Below are 15,603 nucleotides of genomic sequence, written 5' to 3'. Positions count from 1 at the left end.
CTCTTTACGCCTGAATTCGGGTGCCGATACGCTCACCCATTTTTACTTCCCTGCCAGCAGCAATCATCCCGTCCAGATTCACCTGGTTCTTACCGAACAGCAGGATAACGGTTGAACCCATGTTGAAGCGTCCCATCTCTTCGCCTTTTTCAAGGCTGATTTCCGCATGTGGCTGATCGAGGTACTCCTGGTGGCTGATACGTTTTGATGACGGTGTGACAGTACCTGCCCACACGGTATCCATGCTGCCGACAAATATCGCTCCAACCATGATCAGGGCCATCGGTCCGGCTGGCGTCTCGAAGAGATTGATGATACGTTCATTGCGTGCAAACAGGCCCGGAATTAAAGATGTGGTGGTTTCATTTACACTGAAGAGCTCGCCAGGTACATGGGTCATGCTGGAGAGTTTTCCGTCAACCGGCATGTGTATACGGTGGTAATCGCGTGGTGACAGATAGATGGTTGCAAAATCTCCATCGGAGAAACGTTTTGCAGTTTCAGCATCGCCGCCGAGAAGGGCTGTAATCGAGTAGTGAATGCCCTTGGCCTGAAAGAGCAGGCCGCTCTCTATATGGCCTGCCTGGCTCACGGCGCCATCGACCGGGCTGATAATCGTGGTCGAATTGGAATCCAACGGCCTGCTTGCGGGTTCAAGTGCACGCGTAAAGAAGGCGTTGAAACTTGGATAGGCAAGCGGATCTTTGACAACGGCATCCTGCATGTTGATATCAAACATCCAGTTGACGATGCGAATGACGCTGTTCTTGATGAAGCCGATCTCACTACGTGCCAGTGCGTACATCAGGGACGACAGAAAGTGCTGTGGAATCAGCTGCTGCAGGAGGATGAACAGCCTTTTTCCGAGAGGTGCCTTATCTCCCGTTTGGATGACAGGAAGCCCCATTATTCTGCCTGGTTGGCGATCAGCTGAAAATCACCGGCAGCGACTTTAGGGTCTGTTATCGAACTATAGATAGCTGCGAGATTGCCCTCGGGATCGACCAGCATCACTGCAGATGTGTGATCCACCGGGTAGTGTCCATTCTCATCCGGCTCATGCAGCTTGTAATATACACCGAGGTCCTGCGTGATTGAATCAATCGCCTCGCGACTACCTGTCGCACCGATGAAACCGGGATGAAAGTGTGTCATATAGGCTTCAAGCTTTTCCGCTGAGTCACGCTCAGGATCGACAGAGAACATGATGAACTGGCTCTTGTCGAGCAGCTCCTTGTCACCCGAGAGACGGTTCGTTATCAGCACGAACTGTGTCAGGGTGGTGGGGCAGATGTCCGGACAAAATGTATAACCGAAATAGAGAAATGACCACTTGCCCAGCAAGTCTTCATTGTTGAACTCGCTGTCACTTGCGGTGTGCATCGTGAAGGGCTTCAGGGGTCGCCCGTTCTCGAACACGATCGCACTTTGCGGTTTCGCTTGGACCAGGTCTTTGTTGAGGTTGCCAAGGTAATAACCACCACCCAGGGCAGCAACTGCTGCAATGATGGTGATCAGCCGTTTGAGGCCGGAGTTTCGTCGCATCTGTTTCTCGTATCGATAGTATTAGCCAGCGGCCTTGAGAGCCGCCTCAATGTCGACATTATAACCCGACTCGTTGAGAACCGTCCCTAACGCATTCAGGCAAAGCTTGATATTGTCAGTGTTGCTTGCATAGCCCATCAGGCCGATACGCCAGATTTTACCCGCCAGCGGGCCGAGTCCGGCACCAATCTCAAGATTGAACTCATGCAGCAGCCTGGAGCGAACCTCGGCATCATTGACTCCGTCGGGAATGGCCACGGCATTCAGTTGTGGCAGGCGCTCCGCTTCCGGCACGATAAATTCGATACCCATGGATTCAAGACCCGCCTTGAGCATTTCGTGGTTCTTTTGGTGACGCGCCCATGAATTCTCGAGGCCTTCTTCCTTGAGAATCAGTAATGCCTCGTGGAGGGCGTAGAGTGAGTTGACTGGCGCAGTATGGTGATAGGAGCGAGGACCTTCTGAATTCCAGTATGCCATCACCAGGTTGAGATCGAGAAACCAGCTCTGAACAGGTGTTTTGCGGTTCGAGATTTTGTCTGTTGCCTTGTCGCTGAAGCTGACCGGCGAGAGGCCTGGAGTGCAGGAGAGACATTTCTGTGAACCGGAGTAGATCGCATCGATTCCCCATTCATCGACAAGTACTGGTGTACCACCAAGTGAGGTCACGGCGTCGACAATTGTCAGGCAGTCATACTTGCGCGCCAATTCACACAAGGCTTTTGCATCCGACTGGGCACCGGTAGATGTTTCAGCGTGGACGAAAGCGAGGATATTGGCATCAGGGTTTGCCTTGAGCGCATCTTCGGTCGCATTGAGGTTGATCGCACGGCCCCATTCAGTTTCCACCATCACGGCTGTACCACCACAGCGCGTGACATTCTCTTTCATACGACCACCGAATACACCATTCTGGCACACGATAACCTTGTCGCCTGCTTCCACCAGGTTGGCAAAGCAGGTCTCCATACCGGCTGAACCGGGTGCAGAAACGGGCATGGTGAGCCTGTTGCTGGTCTGAAACGCATACTGCAGCAGTGCCTTGGTCTCTTCCATCATGTCTGTAAATGCGGGATCGAGATGTCCGATTGTCGGGCGGCTCAACGCCTCCAGAATGCGGGGGTTAACGTCAGAAGGGCCGGGGCCCATGAGAGTCCGGAGCGGGGGTATGAATGAAGTTGTCATCTTGTCTGTTACTACGCTGAAATTTGATCAATGCTGAAGTATATGGGTGTGTTCAACGCTCGGCAACAGGAAAAAAACTATGGATATCAATGTGCAATGCAGCATTTTTACTTTCTTGTCATACAGTTAACATGTCGGTATTCATGAGTTGTTGCACATTTCGTGATGAACCCCGGGTCAAGCCCGGGGTGACGAGTCGTGTTTCCAGAGCAACAAGGAGTTGCTCGGGCTGGCGTGTGAGCTGCTATTGCAGTCGCAGTTCATAAGGACCGTAGGTTTTTTGCGTTCCCCAGGCTTCCTGCTCAATCAGCTGGTACTGGTAGTTTTGGCCGGTTTCTGCCTCGGGATCAAACAACATGTATTCACCTCCGAGTGGTGCATCGATGAGTCCGGGCAGAAGCTTTTCATTGATACGTTGCCATTGCGAATCCGGAGAATCCCTGCGCTCGGCATAGAAACCAACAGTTCCATTCTCTTCCACTGTTTCCCAGCGCAGCGCAGCCGTGGTGACATCGCTGTCGGGATCGAGATGGTTACGCAGGGCTTCAGCCAGTTCCGCGTGTGAGGCCTCTGCCATACTTGCTGCAACTTCAGGATTCCATATCGAGAGCAGGCCGAAGAGCTGTTGTGATGACATCGAGGCGATATCAAGCTGTGCCAGAATCTGATCCGGACGCATGCCATCGAGACGAATTGTGGTAATCGTGGCTGCAGTCGCATTGTAGGAAATCAGGTAGTCCTCAACCTCGCCGTTGCCGGCGACACCATCAGGGCCGTCGCAGTCACCTGTATTGGTACCGGGCAGGTCACATAGGCGAAAGCGGCTGTAGTAGTTGCCGGTACCCCCTGTCAGCGTCCAGTCAAAGTCGCCGCCCGGGTCTGCAGCAGTTGAACACTGCCTTTCACCTGCTTCGAATGTGCTGTCGGCATCAGCATCAAGCCAGGCGCACAGTCTGGCGTCTTCTCCCGTGTTGTTAGTCACTGAGACAGTTGCAGTGACCACATCGCCTAAAGAGGATGTAAAGCTGACACCCTCCTCGGAGCCATCTGCAGTAGCGGCAGCATTGGATGCGGCATCTTCCTCTACATCGATACTGGAACCGATCATCAGGTCTGTCACGCTGCTACTTAGGCCGATGACTGCGTGGCGTGGGCCGTCTTGCTGCAGTGATGTATTGATGCCGAGAGCATTGATGTCTCCAAAATCCCTTTCTAACGGGGTAGGCGGCTTGACCGTACTTGACAGACAGCGGGTACCGTCATTCTCAGTGGATGTTGAGCCATTTGCGATGATTACTGTGTTTGCATTATTGAAGCCTGATCCGGAGACATCACGCAGATCGAGGCGATATAGAAATCCTGTGCCATTGCCCTGCGCATAGAAATAGCCGTCGTCATCAAAATAGACGCCGCCGAAGACATCCTTGACGCCATCATTCAGGGCAATGCCGAGGTTGTTGACGGTGGCTGTCTCCATGGTTGACGCGTCTCCATCAAGTACGGGTACAACGATTTGCAAGAGCTTGGGAAAATCACTACCAACGCTCGAATTGTAGTTGATGGCGTAGAGATGATCGTCAATCGGGTTAAAGGCCCAGTCCGGGGTTTGACCGCTTGGCCAGGTCACTGAAAAGTTATCAATTTTCATCAGGTAGTTCGCCGATGCAGGGTCAAGGTCTACGACCTGAACCGTGTGGATGCCTGATGTGCTGGGTGACAGGCAGTAGCGCCCCTGGTCATCGACAGTGCCGACATTGAGGTTGCTGAGCGAGTCGAGGTCGACTGCCTTGCCAATGATTTGCGTCGTCCAGTTGCCAACGTTGTCAACAACGGAAACGCTCAGGCTGCCATCACCATCTTCCTTGTTGTATCCCCAGACCCGGTTGTCCATGACGTTATAGCCAATGGCATTGATGGTGCTGTCAAGATTGTCATCGGACTGGGTATAGGCGCTGGTGATCAGGTCTACGGTCCGCCAGGTTGACTTGGTCGTCGCAGTGGTGTGCACCAGGTAGCCGTCTGAACCGCACTCCATGGTGCCCTGTTCTGTCAACAGGTCTGCAACCGTGGCTTCACCAGCGCCACCACCACTGCCTCCACAACTGGTGATATCCAGCATGTTCTTCGGCGTCAGGGCAGCTGAGAAGATCGTGACTTCATCCATCTGCCCGGTATATTGAGACGCAGTTATTGCGCCGGCTGCCTGGCCAAATTGCTCAAACAAGCCACCTCCATCAATATGCGGAGACAAGTTGCCTACAGAGGAAGCAGAATTGACCGGATAGCCATCGAGATAGATCCAGGAAGTATTCACCGCCGCGTTTCCATCATAAACAAAGCCAACCTGATGCCAGTTGCCATCTGTAGGAAACGGCGATTCAATGGTTCTGATTCCGGAATTACTTTCAACAGTCAGTTGAATATTCCCGCTACTGTTGAGTAGCAATATGATGCCATTGACTGCATTTCCCTCTTCAAAGAGCACCTGGTCAGTGCCTGTCAGTGTTGATGGTTTGATATACATCGAAAGGCTTTTCGTTATGAAACCGTCTTCCAGGAAGGTACCGTCATTGAGTTGCATGCCAGCAGTATTACGTCTGGCTGAATGGGTGCCTTCGACAAAATCTGTACTGTTGTAGGTCAGGGATGGTGAGTTGACAGGATTATGGCTGTTTCCCGAGGAGTCCGCAGTGGTGCTATCGAGTGTGTAGCGTGCTTCCGGTGTGACAGGATAGGAGCAGGTTTGTGCCTGTAGCGTACTTACTAGTGCCAGTGAGGCAGTCAGTGCGAGAAAACAGCAGGAAAAGAAACGAGACGAGTGTGAGCAGGCTATATTATTCATTTGATCAACCATCCGTGTTGAAGTGCCGGTCGAAACCGGTATACCGTCCTGGTGAAATAGTTGTGACTGCCTCGTGAATTCACTGGCTGTCACAGCTTCATAAAGCTGATTATAGGTAGGGTATCAACAAGAAAGCAATGCGTTTAATGGAATAAAAGTGCAAAGCATAAAGTTGTGACTAAAGTAGAAAGTTAGGCATTTGAGTCATTTTATTGACTAGTCCTGTTCAATCCGTGACCAAGGGGGCCAAAGAGCAATGACTAACGAGGCATCTCCAGGATGTAAGGCCCGTAGCTTTTTTGTGAGGCCCAGGCCTCCTGTTCAATTATCTGGTAGATGTAGCTGCCTCCCTCTTTAGCATTCGGATCCAGTAGCATGTATTCAGCACCGAGCGGTGCATCTATTAGTCCTGGAAGCAGGTTTTTATTGATACGTTGCCAATTCCACTCCTGCTCACCCTTGCGCTCGGCAAAAAAGCCGACGGTGCCGCTTTCGTCTGCTGTCTGCCAGCGCAGTACCGCGATACGGTCATCGTCGTCCGGGTCGAGAAAGTTGCGCAGTCCATTTAACAGTTCTTCGCGAGATTTTTCGACACCGTTGCCCGCAGCTTGCGTATCCCATGAAGAGAGCAGGGCGTGCAGGTCAGGGAGAGTCATCGATTCAATGCCCAGTGAAGTGAACACCTGGCCGACCGGCATGCTGGTGAGCCTGATGACTTCAATTGTCGTCGAGGTGGCATCATAGGCGATAACGTAATCCTCAACTTCGCCAATGCCTGCAACTCCGGTGGTTGCCTGGCAGTCTGCAGAGATTGAGCAGAGACGAAAACGACTGTAGTGGTTGGTAACACCGGTTCCGGTCAGTGTCCAGTTGAAACTGCCTCCCGGGTTGGCCGCTGTTGAACACTGCCTTTCGCTGGTTTCGAGTAAACCGTCGGCATCAGCGTCAACCCATCCGCACAGGGTGGCATCACTGCGGGTACTGTTTGTCACTGTGACCGCGGCTGTGAGGATATCGCCAAGCGATGTGTTGAAGATAACGCCACCTTCATCGGCACCATCTGCAGTTGCGTCTGAATCAGGCGTCACATCGAGTTCAATATCGATACCGGTACCAATCATCAGATCGGTGGTTCCGCCGGAAAATCCGATCACCGCATGCCTTGGCCCGTTGTCAGCCAGCGTGGTGTCGATATTGGCGGCATCGATGTCACCGAAGTCCATAAAGAGTCCTGCGGTCACACAGCGTGCGCCGTCGTTGTCGGTTGACGATGTGGCTGTCGACAGTTGTAGAGTCCTGGTCTCGTCGTAATCAGAACCGGGATCGTTTCTCAGGTCGATGCGGAAGATATCACCGTCACTGTTTGCAATGGCGTAGATGAAGCCGTTGACGTCTCCGAAGATGCCGCCGTAGGTGTCGTCGTCTGCACCCGATGTTCCAAGGTCAGTGACGCTGCCGTCAGACGGATCGACCTGGATCAGGTTTGCTCCTGTATCGTTGTTGACGGCGTAGAGCATGTCGTCCGTATTATTGAAGACCCAGTCAGAGTTAGAGCCGGTGGGCCAGTTGATGGTGCGGGTACCGGTGCGTGTCAGGTAGGTGGCCGATGTTGGGTTGACGTCGATGACGTGGGCTGTGACGCTTCCACTGTGCGGCGCGAGGTAAAGATTACCGTTGTCGTCGACATCACCGACAACCAGGTTGTTGATACCGACCAGCTCGGGAATGGGGCCGACCAGTTTTGTATTCCAGGTGAAGCCGCTCTTGATCGAAACGCTGAGACGCCCGTCAAAATTCTCCTTGTCATAACCCCAGATGCGGTTGTCCTGGCGGTTGTAGCCGATGGCGTTAAGGCCGGAACCATGATCATCCGTTTCTGATGTAGAGACACCCGTATGAAGGACAACAGAACTCCATGCGGATTCTGTAGCACCCTGCACGATATAGGCATCTGAACTGCAACTCATGGCGGTGAGGTCTTTGAGGAAATTGTCCGCCGCTGGCGTACAGCTATTAGCGACATCCAGCATCTGTTTCGGTGTCAGTGCCGCGTTGAAGATGGTGACTTCGTCCATCAGGCCTGTGTAGGGTCCATAGCCTGTGATGTTTCCGACAAGGCCGTCAAAATAGTCAAATATGCCGCCGCCTTCGCCGCCAGCATGCCCGCGAATGTTGTCAACTCCACTGGACGCATTTACTGGATAACCATCGAGGTAGATCCATGCCATATTCGGGGAGGGCGTCGTGCCGTCATAGACAAAGCCAACCTGATGCCAGTTACCGTCAGTTGGAAATGGAAAGCTTGAGGTGTTGATGGTTCCGTGGTCAGCCACGTTCAGTTCGAGGTTGCCTGATGAGGTAAGGCGCAGAGAGATGCCGGTAACACCGGACCCCCCCTTAGGGCCACCCTCATCATACAGTACCTGGCCTGTATTGAGTGCCGAGGGCTTGATGAACATGGAGAGGCTTCTGGTTGTTATTACTTCGGTCAGGAAGGTACCGTTCGCCCCGGTTGTCAACTGCATACCGGCTGTATTGTACTGGCCTGAATGTGTGCCCTCGATCATGTCCGAGTTGTTGAAAGTCAGGCCGGGCGTATTGACAGGATCATTCCCGTTTCCGGAGGAGTCTGTGGTGACATTGTCGAGCGTGTAGCGAGCTGCAAGTGTGAGCCCGGAGTAATCGCAGGTTTGTGCCTGCAGGTTGGTTGTGAATAGCAGCAGTAATAGGGTACCAACCCAGCCAGCCGTGATCAGGCTGTTTCTACTTGGCATTGAGGCTTCTCTGGTCTCTTGTTGAACTGGTTTTTTTCATGCACAGAAAGTCCCTTGTTTGCTGCAAAGATAAACATAAACAATAGTACATTGTAATGAGACTAGACTAAACATATACATATGAACAGTGTTTAGTTATATAGCGTTGAGTATCGCTGTTGGAGTCATTGCGGTATTGACTTCAACATGGAAGGATCTGGCGTATGGAGCTATCGGGAGAGACGTGTTGTCAGGAATTCTGCCGCCGCTTCCCGGTTTCCTGAGAAGATGATGCGTTCCTGTTTTTTCGACAGCTGGTAGTCGTACATGGGGTCGTAGTAGTTTTCGAGCAGGTCGGCAATCCACGCCTTGTGGGTATCCGGCCTGTTTTGGTTTTGATGTAGTTGCATAGCCGTTTCGATCTGCTGCATCATGATCTGATGTCGCTCACCGCCGAGTCGACGGCGAATACGTGTAAAAGCGTCTATAACGTAGCTCTTCCATGCATCGAAGCCAGTATCGTCACCATGTAGATTGGTGAACTCGGCCAGCGCCTCGGTGACATATTCATCGAAAGTGATCTCGACACGCTCATCGAGCGATGCCTCAAGAATCACCAGCGGTGCTGAAGCGAAGCGGTCGTGCAGTTCCTGGTTAACGTGCACACGGCCGACATTGCGGCTTTCGTCTTCCACGGCGAAGGCTTGATGGCCACTGTCAATCAGGCGAATCAACTCGATTGCGAGGCTGTTCTCAAAGTCGATCTGGGTCGGCTGCGGGATGGCATAGTTGCCAAAGGCTGAACCGCGGTGACACGCGAGTCCTTCGAGGTCGACAAAATAGGGCAGGGTAACCAGCAGGCGGGTTTTACCGACACCGGTACGCCCGCCGATAACGACTGGATCAATCTGCTGCGGAATCTCGTCTTCAAGCTGGTCGACAAGATAACGCCGAAGCGCCTTGTAGCCACCTTCGATACGCGGATAGGCGATGCCTGTCGCTTCCTCTATCCACATCTGCGTGATGCGAGAACGCATGCCGCCGCGAAAGCAGTAGAGAGCGCCTTCGGGGTGTGCCTTGACGTATTCTATCCAGGCCGCGACACGTGCGTCCTTGATTTCACCACTGATGAGCTCCTTGCCTAGATCCACCGCAGCATCGTGTCCCTCTTCCTTGTACTCGATGCCAATCTGGTGGCGCTCTTCGTCGGCCAGCAGTGGCAGGTTTGTGGTATCCGGAAATGCACCTTTTTCAAATTCGACCGGTGCGCGCACATCCAGCAGCGGCGTGCCGTCACGCAGCAGTTTGCGGTAGACGGAAATGACGGGAAGTTCCCTGGTTGAGTCTGGCATTGAACCTGGCACCGAAACTGTTATCGCACCTGGATTAGCGGATTGGTCGCTGCAATGGTTTCACCAATCGGCTGTAACTCCAGCCCATGTGCCTTGGCGCACTGGTGGAACTCTTCAAGCGCTTCGGGGCGAACCACGGCGAGCAGGCCTCCCGAGGTTTGTGGATCACACAGTAGTGAACGTTGCCTGTCACTCATGTCACCGATTTTGCCACCATAGCTGTCAAAATTGCGTTGTGCGCCGCCGGGGGAGCAGCCGAGGTCGAGATAGGTGTGCGTATGCGGCAGTGTTGGCACAGAGTCAAAATCGACCATGGCCGAGATACCACTGCCTTCACAAATTTCAGAGAGATGGCCGAGCAGGCCAAACCCGGTGACATCAGTGAGCGCCTCAATGCCTTCAATTTGAGCCAGCTCAGAGCCAATCTTGTTCAATTGGCACATGGTATCGGGAGCGATGCGGCTGTGGTCGTCTTCGAGCAGCTTTTTCTTTTGCGCAGTCGACAGAATGCCAATGCCGAGCGGCTTGGTCAGAAACAGCTGGCAGCCGCTGGAGGCAGTGTTATTCTGCTTCAGGAAGCGGTTTTCCACCAGGCCGGTTACGGCGAGACCGAACATGGGCTCGGGAGCATCGATTGAGTGGCCACCGGCGAGTGGAATACCGGCATCGGCACAGGCACTGCGCCCGCCTTCTACGACACGCTGCGCAACCTCGGGTGGTAGTTTGTCGATGGGCCAGCCGAGAATCGCAATCGCCATCAGGGGTTTGCCGCCCATGGCATAGATGTCGCTGAGTGCATTGGTTGCTGCAATCCGGCCAAATTCAAATGGATCATCAACAATTGGCATGAAAAAGTCGGTTGTGCTGAGGACCGAGGTGCCGTTGCCGAGATCAAATGCTGCCGCATCATCCTTGCTCTGGTTGCCTACCAGCAACTCCGGGAAGGGCGCTTGTGGAATCTCTGTCTTGAGAATCTTTTCGAGTACGCCGGGCGCGATTTTGCAGCCGCAGCCTGAGCCGTGGCTGTATTCGGTTAGTCGTATTGGTGCTGAATCCATGCTTGGAAGGTTAATTTATCAAGGAATCGGATATTCTATCTTAATCACGGCGAGTGCGCCGCTCCTACAGGGTTGGATGAGGATTGTAGGAGCCCCGTCACCGGGGTGATTGGATCTTAATGCGCCATTTCCAGCATTTTGCTGATGACCGTCTCGTCACGCATTCGCTGTGCTTCGGCCTCATCCTTTCCAACCGTGATGGTTTCCCAGCTGTCGGACCTGGAATTGTAGACAGAGAAAGCATAGACGCGCCCCTGCTTGAAAACACTTGAGACTTTCTTCTCAGCATTTTCACGCAGCGCAGGATCCATACCGTAGGGGTCTTCTAGATCCATTCCCATGCTGGCACCGGGTGGCATGCCGAAAGAGACAGGCGCCGCCTGCTCCTTGAAAGTGATTTCTGTACCCTGCATTTCGCCGGATGTATCCAGGTCGATGGTGTCGATATTGGGTGCACGCGACAGGATATAACCAGCCATCATGCGCCCGAGATTCTCATTTTCGTTCTCGATGGCTGTGAGCAGTTTGTTGCCGACAAGCTGCAGGCGCTCTATGAGCCCGGGTTTCTGTACCCACTGGCGGCTCATCTGGATGCCTTTGTCCATGTCTGCATCCATCTTGTCGAAAAATTCCGCTGCCTTTTGCAGCAACTCTTCGGGGACATTCAGCGTATAGAGCTGATCCTCAATAATTACCTTAAGTTCCATATCTGTGCTTTTTTACATCTTCGAATTGTGACATTCTAGCAAGAGAACACTGACTGGAGACACTACTCATGTTGCTGGAATTACCAGGCCTCCTCAACGAGGCGCAAATCAGTAAGATTTTCATGATCGCAAAACGTGCCGCTTTTCACGACGGTCGCATGACAGCAGGCACGGCAGCGACCAAGGTCAAGTACAACGAGGAGCTGGCGGCAACCCAGGAGGGGCAGGAGCTGATCAACCGCATTCTGATGAGTAGCCTTGGTCATAGCACGATTTTCAACAATGCTGCTTTGCCGGCAAAAATGGCCGATTTCATCATTGCACGTTACACATCCGGCATGACTTACGGTGATCATATCGATGAGCCAGTGATGGGCTCGGGCGGGCCACGTTTCAGAACCGATGTCTCGATGACCATATTTCTCAATCCGCCTGAGACTTACGAGGGTGGCGAACTCGTGATTCGCACGACCTTTGGCGACAAGATGGTCAAACTCAATGCCGGTGATGCTGTACTTTATCCATCTTCAAGTCTGCATAAGGTTGCGGAAGTCACCTCTGGCCAGCGCACAGTCGCGTTGACATGGATTCAGAGTATGATTCGTGACCCTGCACGCAGGGAAGTGTTGTATGACCTGGTGACAGTACGTGACCAGCTTAACGAGCAGGAGTCGGGTAGTGAGATGCATCAGCAGATTGACCGCTCCTATGCCAACCTGTTGCGTATGTGGGCTGAGGTTTAGAAGTATAAAACCGTCATTCCGGGCAGAGCGAAGAGGCGGCCCGGAATCTGAACAGTATGCCCGGACTTCTCAGACTCCCGCTTTTGCGGGAGTGACGAATTGAGTTCATAACTTTCTACACAGTTCTAACGCACTTTCCAACATCCGCGGCGAGGCACGATGCAGTTTCAATGTATCGACCCTGACAACAGGGAGCCCATTCGGATTGACGGGCTCGATCTGACCTTTCTCATCGACGGTGATGGCGTCAATTTCTGCCGTGTACATCTGCTCTTTCGACAGAGTTGCCGAGAGCCTGTTCTCGACGTGAACCGGTGTCTCGATACCGCACAACGCAAGTACCGAAGAGACCATCGAGCTATCTGTCAGCGCCATCAGGGGAGAGTTCCACAGCTGGTGTATCACGCGTACAGGACGTTGCCGCGCTGAAGCTATCATTTGTAGTTCGAGACGTGTTTGATTCATCCTGTCGATACTCTGTTGCGCAGATTTCTTCGTATTGAGTATCTCCCCAAGCTTGTCGATTTCATCTGCAATCGCATCCAGCGACATGGGATCACTGAGAAATAGCCGGAATGACTCTTTTTGCAGCCATGCAATATCGTGGCTGTCGAGGCTCTGTTTCCAGGCAATGACCAGGTCCGGTTTCAGTGTCAGCAACAGCTCGCGATCAAAACCGTTGGCATCGCCGACAATTGGCAGCGTGTTGATTGATGCCGGAAAGTCACTGAATGCTGAAACACCAATGAGCCGATTCTCTCCACCGGCAAAATAGACCAGTTCTGCAGCATGCGGCGACAAGGCCACAATTCGTTGAGGGGAGGGCTCTTGAGCCTGAATGGGCACGTATGCAAGCAATAGCAGTAGAGCAAAAAGCTGTTTCATACGCTGTGCTTGGGTTCTTCCCTGAGCATTTCCTGATATTTTTTCCAGTCAAATGCCGGTCCGGGATCTGTCTTGCGTCCGGGTGCTATGTCGCTGTGACCGGTGATCTGTTTCGGTGTAATGGCCGGGTAGATTTCCATGATTTCAATTGTTACGTCGACCAGTCGGCGATACTGCTCATCTGTATAGGGAGTCTCGTCTGTGCCTTCCAGCTCAATACCGATGGAGAAATCATTGCAGGCTTCACGACCGCAGTAGTTCGACACACCTGCATGCCATGCACGCATGTTGAGAGGGACGTATTGAACCAGTTCACCATCCCTGCGGATCAGCAGGTGAGATGAGACCTTCAGATTTGCGATCTCTTCAAAATAGGGATCAGCCCCCGGGTCAAGGCGATTGAGAAACAGGTCGGTTATCCATGGGCCACCGAACTTGCCGGGTGGCAGGCTGATGTTGTGAATAACCAGTAGCGAGATCTGCTCATCAGCAGCACGCTCATCACAGTTGGGCGAAGGGCAACACTCGGCATTGTCGAGCCAGACAGGATTCTCAGGCATCAGGGCTCTTCCTCGGCAGGCAGTGCACTGAATGTTTCGATAGCATGAGCCATTGAGTCCGGATTTGCCTCGGACTGAATCTGTGCATGATAGTCGCCGTCGATATAGAGATAGAGTGATGGCAGGTGGAAAAAACCGAATTCATTCGTCAGCGCAGGATTCATCACGGCATCGACCTCGTAGACTTGCAGGCCACTCTTTTCATGCAATGATGAAAGCGCAAAGCGTGCGGCACGACAGGCGCCACAGTCAGGGGAAGTGAAAAACACCACTGTGCGCCCCGTCATCTCGCTGATGCGGTGATGAAAATTGTACTGGTCGAGCTCGGGCAAGCTGTTTTCGTTTTGCATTCCGCCGTGTTTTCCCGCCTGTTTTGGCATAAAATCAGCTTCTGTTTTTAATATTGGGTATGTGCAGCATGATTTGCGAAAATACCACCATGGAGATGATTATGTCACAACGTATAACAGATTCGGGACTCAAGATTGAAGACCTGGAGGCAGGATCGGGCGACGAGGCCGTATCTGGCGCACGCGTTACCGTTCATTACACCGGCTGGCTTGAGGGCGGCGACAAGTTTGATTCCAGCCACGATCGTAACGACCCGTTTCAGTTCACACTTGGCAGAGGCATGGTTATCCGTGGCTGGGACGAGGGTGTCGAAGGCATGAAAGTGGGTGGCAAGCGCCAACTGACAATCCCCCCACAGCTTGGTTATGGTGCGGCGGGAGCGGGTGGTGTGATTCCACCCAATGCAACACTGGTATTTGATGTCGAACTGCTCGCGGTCGATGCCTGATATGCCGCAACTACCTCCGGGTGAATTAATTTTTCGGCAGGTTGCTGATGCACTAGCCGAGGATATCGGCGACGGTGATCTAACTGCTGAACTGGTGCCGGAGAAAGCGCTCGACCGTGCGACCATTCTCGCTCGTGAACCGGGCGTGCTCGCCGGCAGCGCCTGGGTCGATGCGATTTTTTACGAGCTGGGCAGAGAAGTTGAGATCGAATGGCTTGCCCGGGATGGTGACAGACTGGTAGAGGATCAACCGATCTGTTACCTCGCAGGGCCGTCGCGAGTACTCTTGAGTGGTGAGCGTACGGCGCTCAATTTTCTGCAGACCTTGAGTGGCACAGCAACCACTGTTGCGAGCTATGTTGATGCAGTTGCGGGAACCGGGGTTCGAATTCTGGATACCCGCAAGACGATTCCCGGCCTGCGACTGGCACAGAAATACGCCGTATTGTGCGGTGGTGGCGCCAATCACCGGATTGGTCTCTATGATGCGATCCTGATCAAGGAGAACCACATAGCTGCAGCAGGTTCCATTCACAGCGTGATGGAGCGTAGCAATTCCTTCGATGTTGAGGTCGAGATCGAGGTGGAGACGCTTGAGCAGCTGGAGGAGGCACTTGATGCAGATGCAAAACGCGTGCTGCTGGACAACTTCTCAATCGAGATGCTGAAGCAGGCGGTCGAGCTGAATGCCAGGAGGGCACGCCTCGAGGTGTCTGGCAACGTCACGCTTGAGACAATTCGTGAACTGGCCGAGACCGGGATCGACGACATCTCTATCGGTGCGCTGACCAAACATGTCAGGGCGCTGGATTTGTCGATGCTGTTCGAGGATTGATACGACAAAAAATGAGGGTTACCCTTTACAGGCAACCCTCATTTTTAATACTGCTGTGTCAGCTAAAGGCTGAACGACTACTTCCAGCTTATGGGCGCTTTGGAGTCTGGTAGTCAGCTTCTTTCTGGAAAGATTCCCAGATGGTTTCATAGCCGACGAAACCTTTTTCATTTGCTGGTTTCTGACGTGTTACCAGAAAACGGGATTTGCCTTCAGGAACTACAGGTCTGGTCTTAGCTGGTTCGCTCATAAATCACCTTTTGCTTTGAAGTTGTGATTGCCACTACATGAGTAAGTAGTTGATAACGATCACAACAACATCAATAAAAATTTAGAAAC

Annotated in this window: 15 protein-coding genes; 3 read left to right on the top strand and 12 right to left on the bottom strand. The window is 52.8% G+C overall.

The genetic code is table 11. The features are described 5' to 3' along the window. Window positions 1–4 precede the first annotated feature (4 nt). The 8 genes from asd to BOW06_RS13025 form a co-directional block, all read right to left on the bottom strand. The gene (gene asd, locus BOW06_RS02370) at window positions 5–907 is read right to left on the bottom strand and encodes an archaetidylserine decarboxylase (RefSeq protein ID WP_078454287.1); all 903 of its coding nucleotides are present in this window, start codon (window positions 905–907) and stop codon (window positions 5–7) included. Then, the gene (locus BOW06_RS02365; RefSeq protein WP_052132129.1) at window positions 907–1,545 is read right to left on the bottom strand and encodes an SCO family protein; all 639 of its coding nucleotides are present in this window, start codon (window positions 1,543–1,545) and stop codon (window positions 907–909) included. Before BOW06_RS02365 ends, asd begins: the two co-directional genes overlap by 1 nt. A 21-nt stretch (window positions 1,546–1,566) precedes the next feature. Next, the gene (locus BOW06_RS02360; protein ID WP_078454288.1) at window positions 1,567–2,730 is read right to left on the bottom strand and encodes a pyridoxal-phosphate-dependent aminotransferase family protein; all 1,164 of its coding nucleotides are present in this window, start codon (window positions 2,728–2,730) and stop codon (window positions 1,567–1,569) included. 244 nt (window positions 2,731–2,974) lie between these two features. Next, entirely contained in the window at window positions 2,975–5,572 is a 2,598-nt protein-coding gene (locus BOW06_RS02355; protein ID WP_179115092.1) for a LamG domain-containing protein, read from the bottom strand. Between the two features lie 260 nt (window positions 5,573–5,832). After that, window positions 5,833–8,346 carry a DUF6923 family protein gene (locus BOW06_RS02350; RefSeq protein WP_078462823.1) on the bottom strand — a complete coding sequence of 838 codons (2,514 nt, stop codon included), beginning with the start codon at window positions 8,344–8,346 and terminating at the stop codon, window positions 5,833–5,835. Window positions 8,347–8,555: 209 nt separating this feature from the next. Further along, entirely contained in the window at window positions 8,556–9,677 is a 1,122-nt protein-coding gene (gene mnmH, locus BOW06_RS02345) for a tRNA 2-selenouridine(34) synthase MnmH (protein ID WP_043116959.1), read from the bottom strand. A gap of 20 nt (window positions 9,678–9,697) precedes the next feature. After that, window positions 9,698–10,735, bottom strand: coding sequence for a selenide, water dikinase SelD (selD, locus tag BOW06_RS02340; protein WP_078454290.1), 1,038 nt, complete (start codon window positions 10,733–10,735; stop codon window positions 9,698–9,700). Window positions 10,736–10,851: 116 nt separating this feature from the next. Further along, window positions 10,852–11,442 carry a hypothetical protein gene (locus BOW06_RS13025; RefSeq protein WP_179115093.1) on the bottom strand — a complete coding sequence of 197 codons (591 nt, stop codon included), beginning with the start codon at window positions 11,440–11,442 and terminating at the stop codon, window positions 10,852–10,854. A gap of 68 nt (window positions 11,443–11,510) precedes the next feature. On the opposite strand from BOW06_RS13025, the gene BOW06_RS02330 reads away from it, so the two are divergent. Beyond that, window positions 11,511–12,185: a Fe2+-dependent dioxygenase gene (locus tag BOW06_RS02330; protein ID WP_078454291.1), complete on the top strand. Its 675-nt coding sequence runs from the start codon at window positions 11,511–11,513 to the stop codon at window positions 12,183–12,185. Window positions 12,186–12,290: 105 nt separating this feature from the next. On the opposite strand, the gene BOW06_RS02325 is transcribed toward BOW06_RS02330, so the two are convergent. Genes BOW06_RS02325 through BOW06_RS02315 form a run of 3 tightly spaced genes read right to left on the bottom strand, consistent with a single transcriptional unit; the run spans window position 12,291 to window position 14,010 of the window. Then, the gene (locus tag BOW06_RS02325) at window positions 12,291–13,070 is read right to left on the bottom strand and encodes a helical backbone metal receptor (protein WP_052132128.1); all 780 of its coding nucleotides are present in this window, start codon (window positions 13,068–13,070) and stop codon (window positions 12,291–12,293) included. Then, window positions 13,067–13,630, bottom strand: coding sequence for a 1,6-anhydro-N-acetylmuramyl-L-alanine amidase AmpD (gene ampD / locus BOW06_RS02320; protein WP_078453053.1), 564 nt, complete (start codon window positions 13,628–13,630; stop codon window positions 13,067–13,069). The genes BOW06_RS02325 and ampD overlap by 4 nt, the downstream gene beginning before the upstream one ends. After that, window positions 13,630–14,010, bottom strand: a complete 381-nt coding sequence (locus tag BOW06_RS02315) for a thioredoxin family protein (RefSeq protein ID WP_052132127.1) — start codon at window positions 14,008–14,010, stop codon at window positions 13,630–13,632. The genes ampD and BOW06_RS02315 overlap by 1 nt, the downstream gene beginning before the upstream one ends. Window positions 14,011–14,081: 71 nt before the next feature. On the opposite strand from BOW06_RS02315, the gene BOW06_RS02310 reads away from it, so the two are divergent. After that, the gene (locus BOW06_RS02310; protein ID WP_043117776.1) at window positions 14,082–14,429 is read left to right on the top strand and encodes an FKBP-type peptidyl-prolyl cis-trans isomerase; all 348 of its coding nucleotides are present in this window, start codon (window positions 14,082–14,084) and stop codon (window positions 14,427–14,429) included. 1 nt (window position 14,430) lies between these two features. Beyond that, window positions 14,431–15,264, top strand: a complete 834-nt coding sequence (nadC, locus tag BOW06_RS02305) for a carboxylating nicotinate-nucleotide diphosphorylase (RefSeq protein WP_078453073.1) — start codon at window positions 14,431–14,433, stop codon at window positions 15,262–15,264. A gap of 88 nt (window positions 15,265–15,352) precedes the next feature. Here the strand turns inward: nadC and BOW06_RS13020 are convergent, their stop codons facing one another. Next, on the bottom strand, window positions 15,353–15,514 hold the full coding sequence (locus BOW06_RS13020) for a hypothetical protein (protein ID WP_179115094.1): 162 nt from the start codon (window positions 15,512–15,514) through the stop codon (window positions 15,353–15,355). Window positions 15,515–15,603: the final 89 nt, after the last annotated feature.

This window comes from Solemya velum gill symbiont (assembly GCF_002020255.1).
In the GTDB taxonomy this organism is placed as follows: domain Bacteria; phylum Pseudomonadota; class Gammaproteobacteria; order Chromatiales; family Chromatiaceae.
The sequence above is the reverse complement of the archived record's forward strand: the minus strand, read 5'-3'. Positions and strand labels throughout refer to the sequence as shown.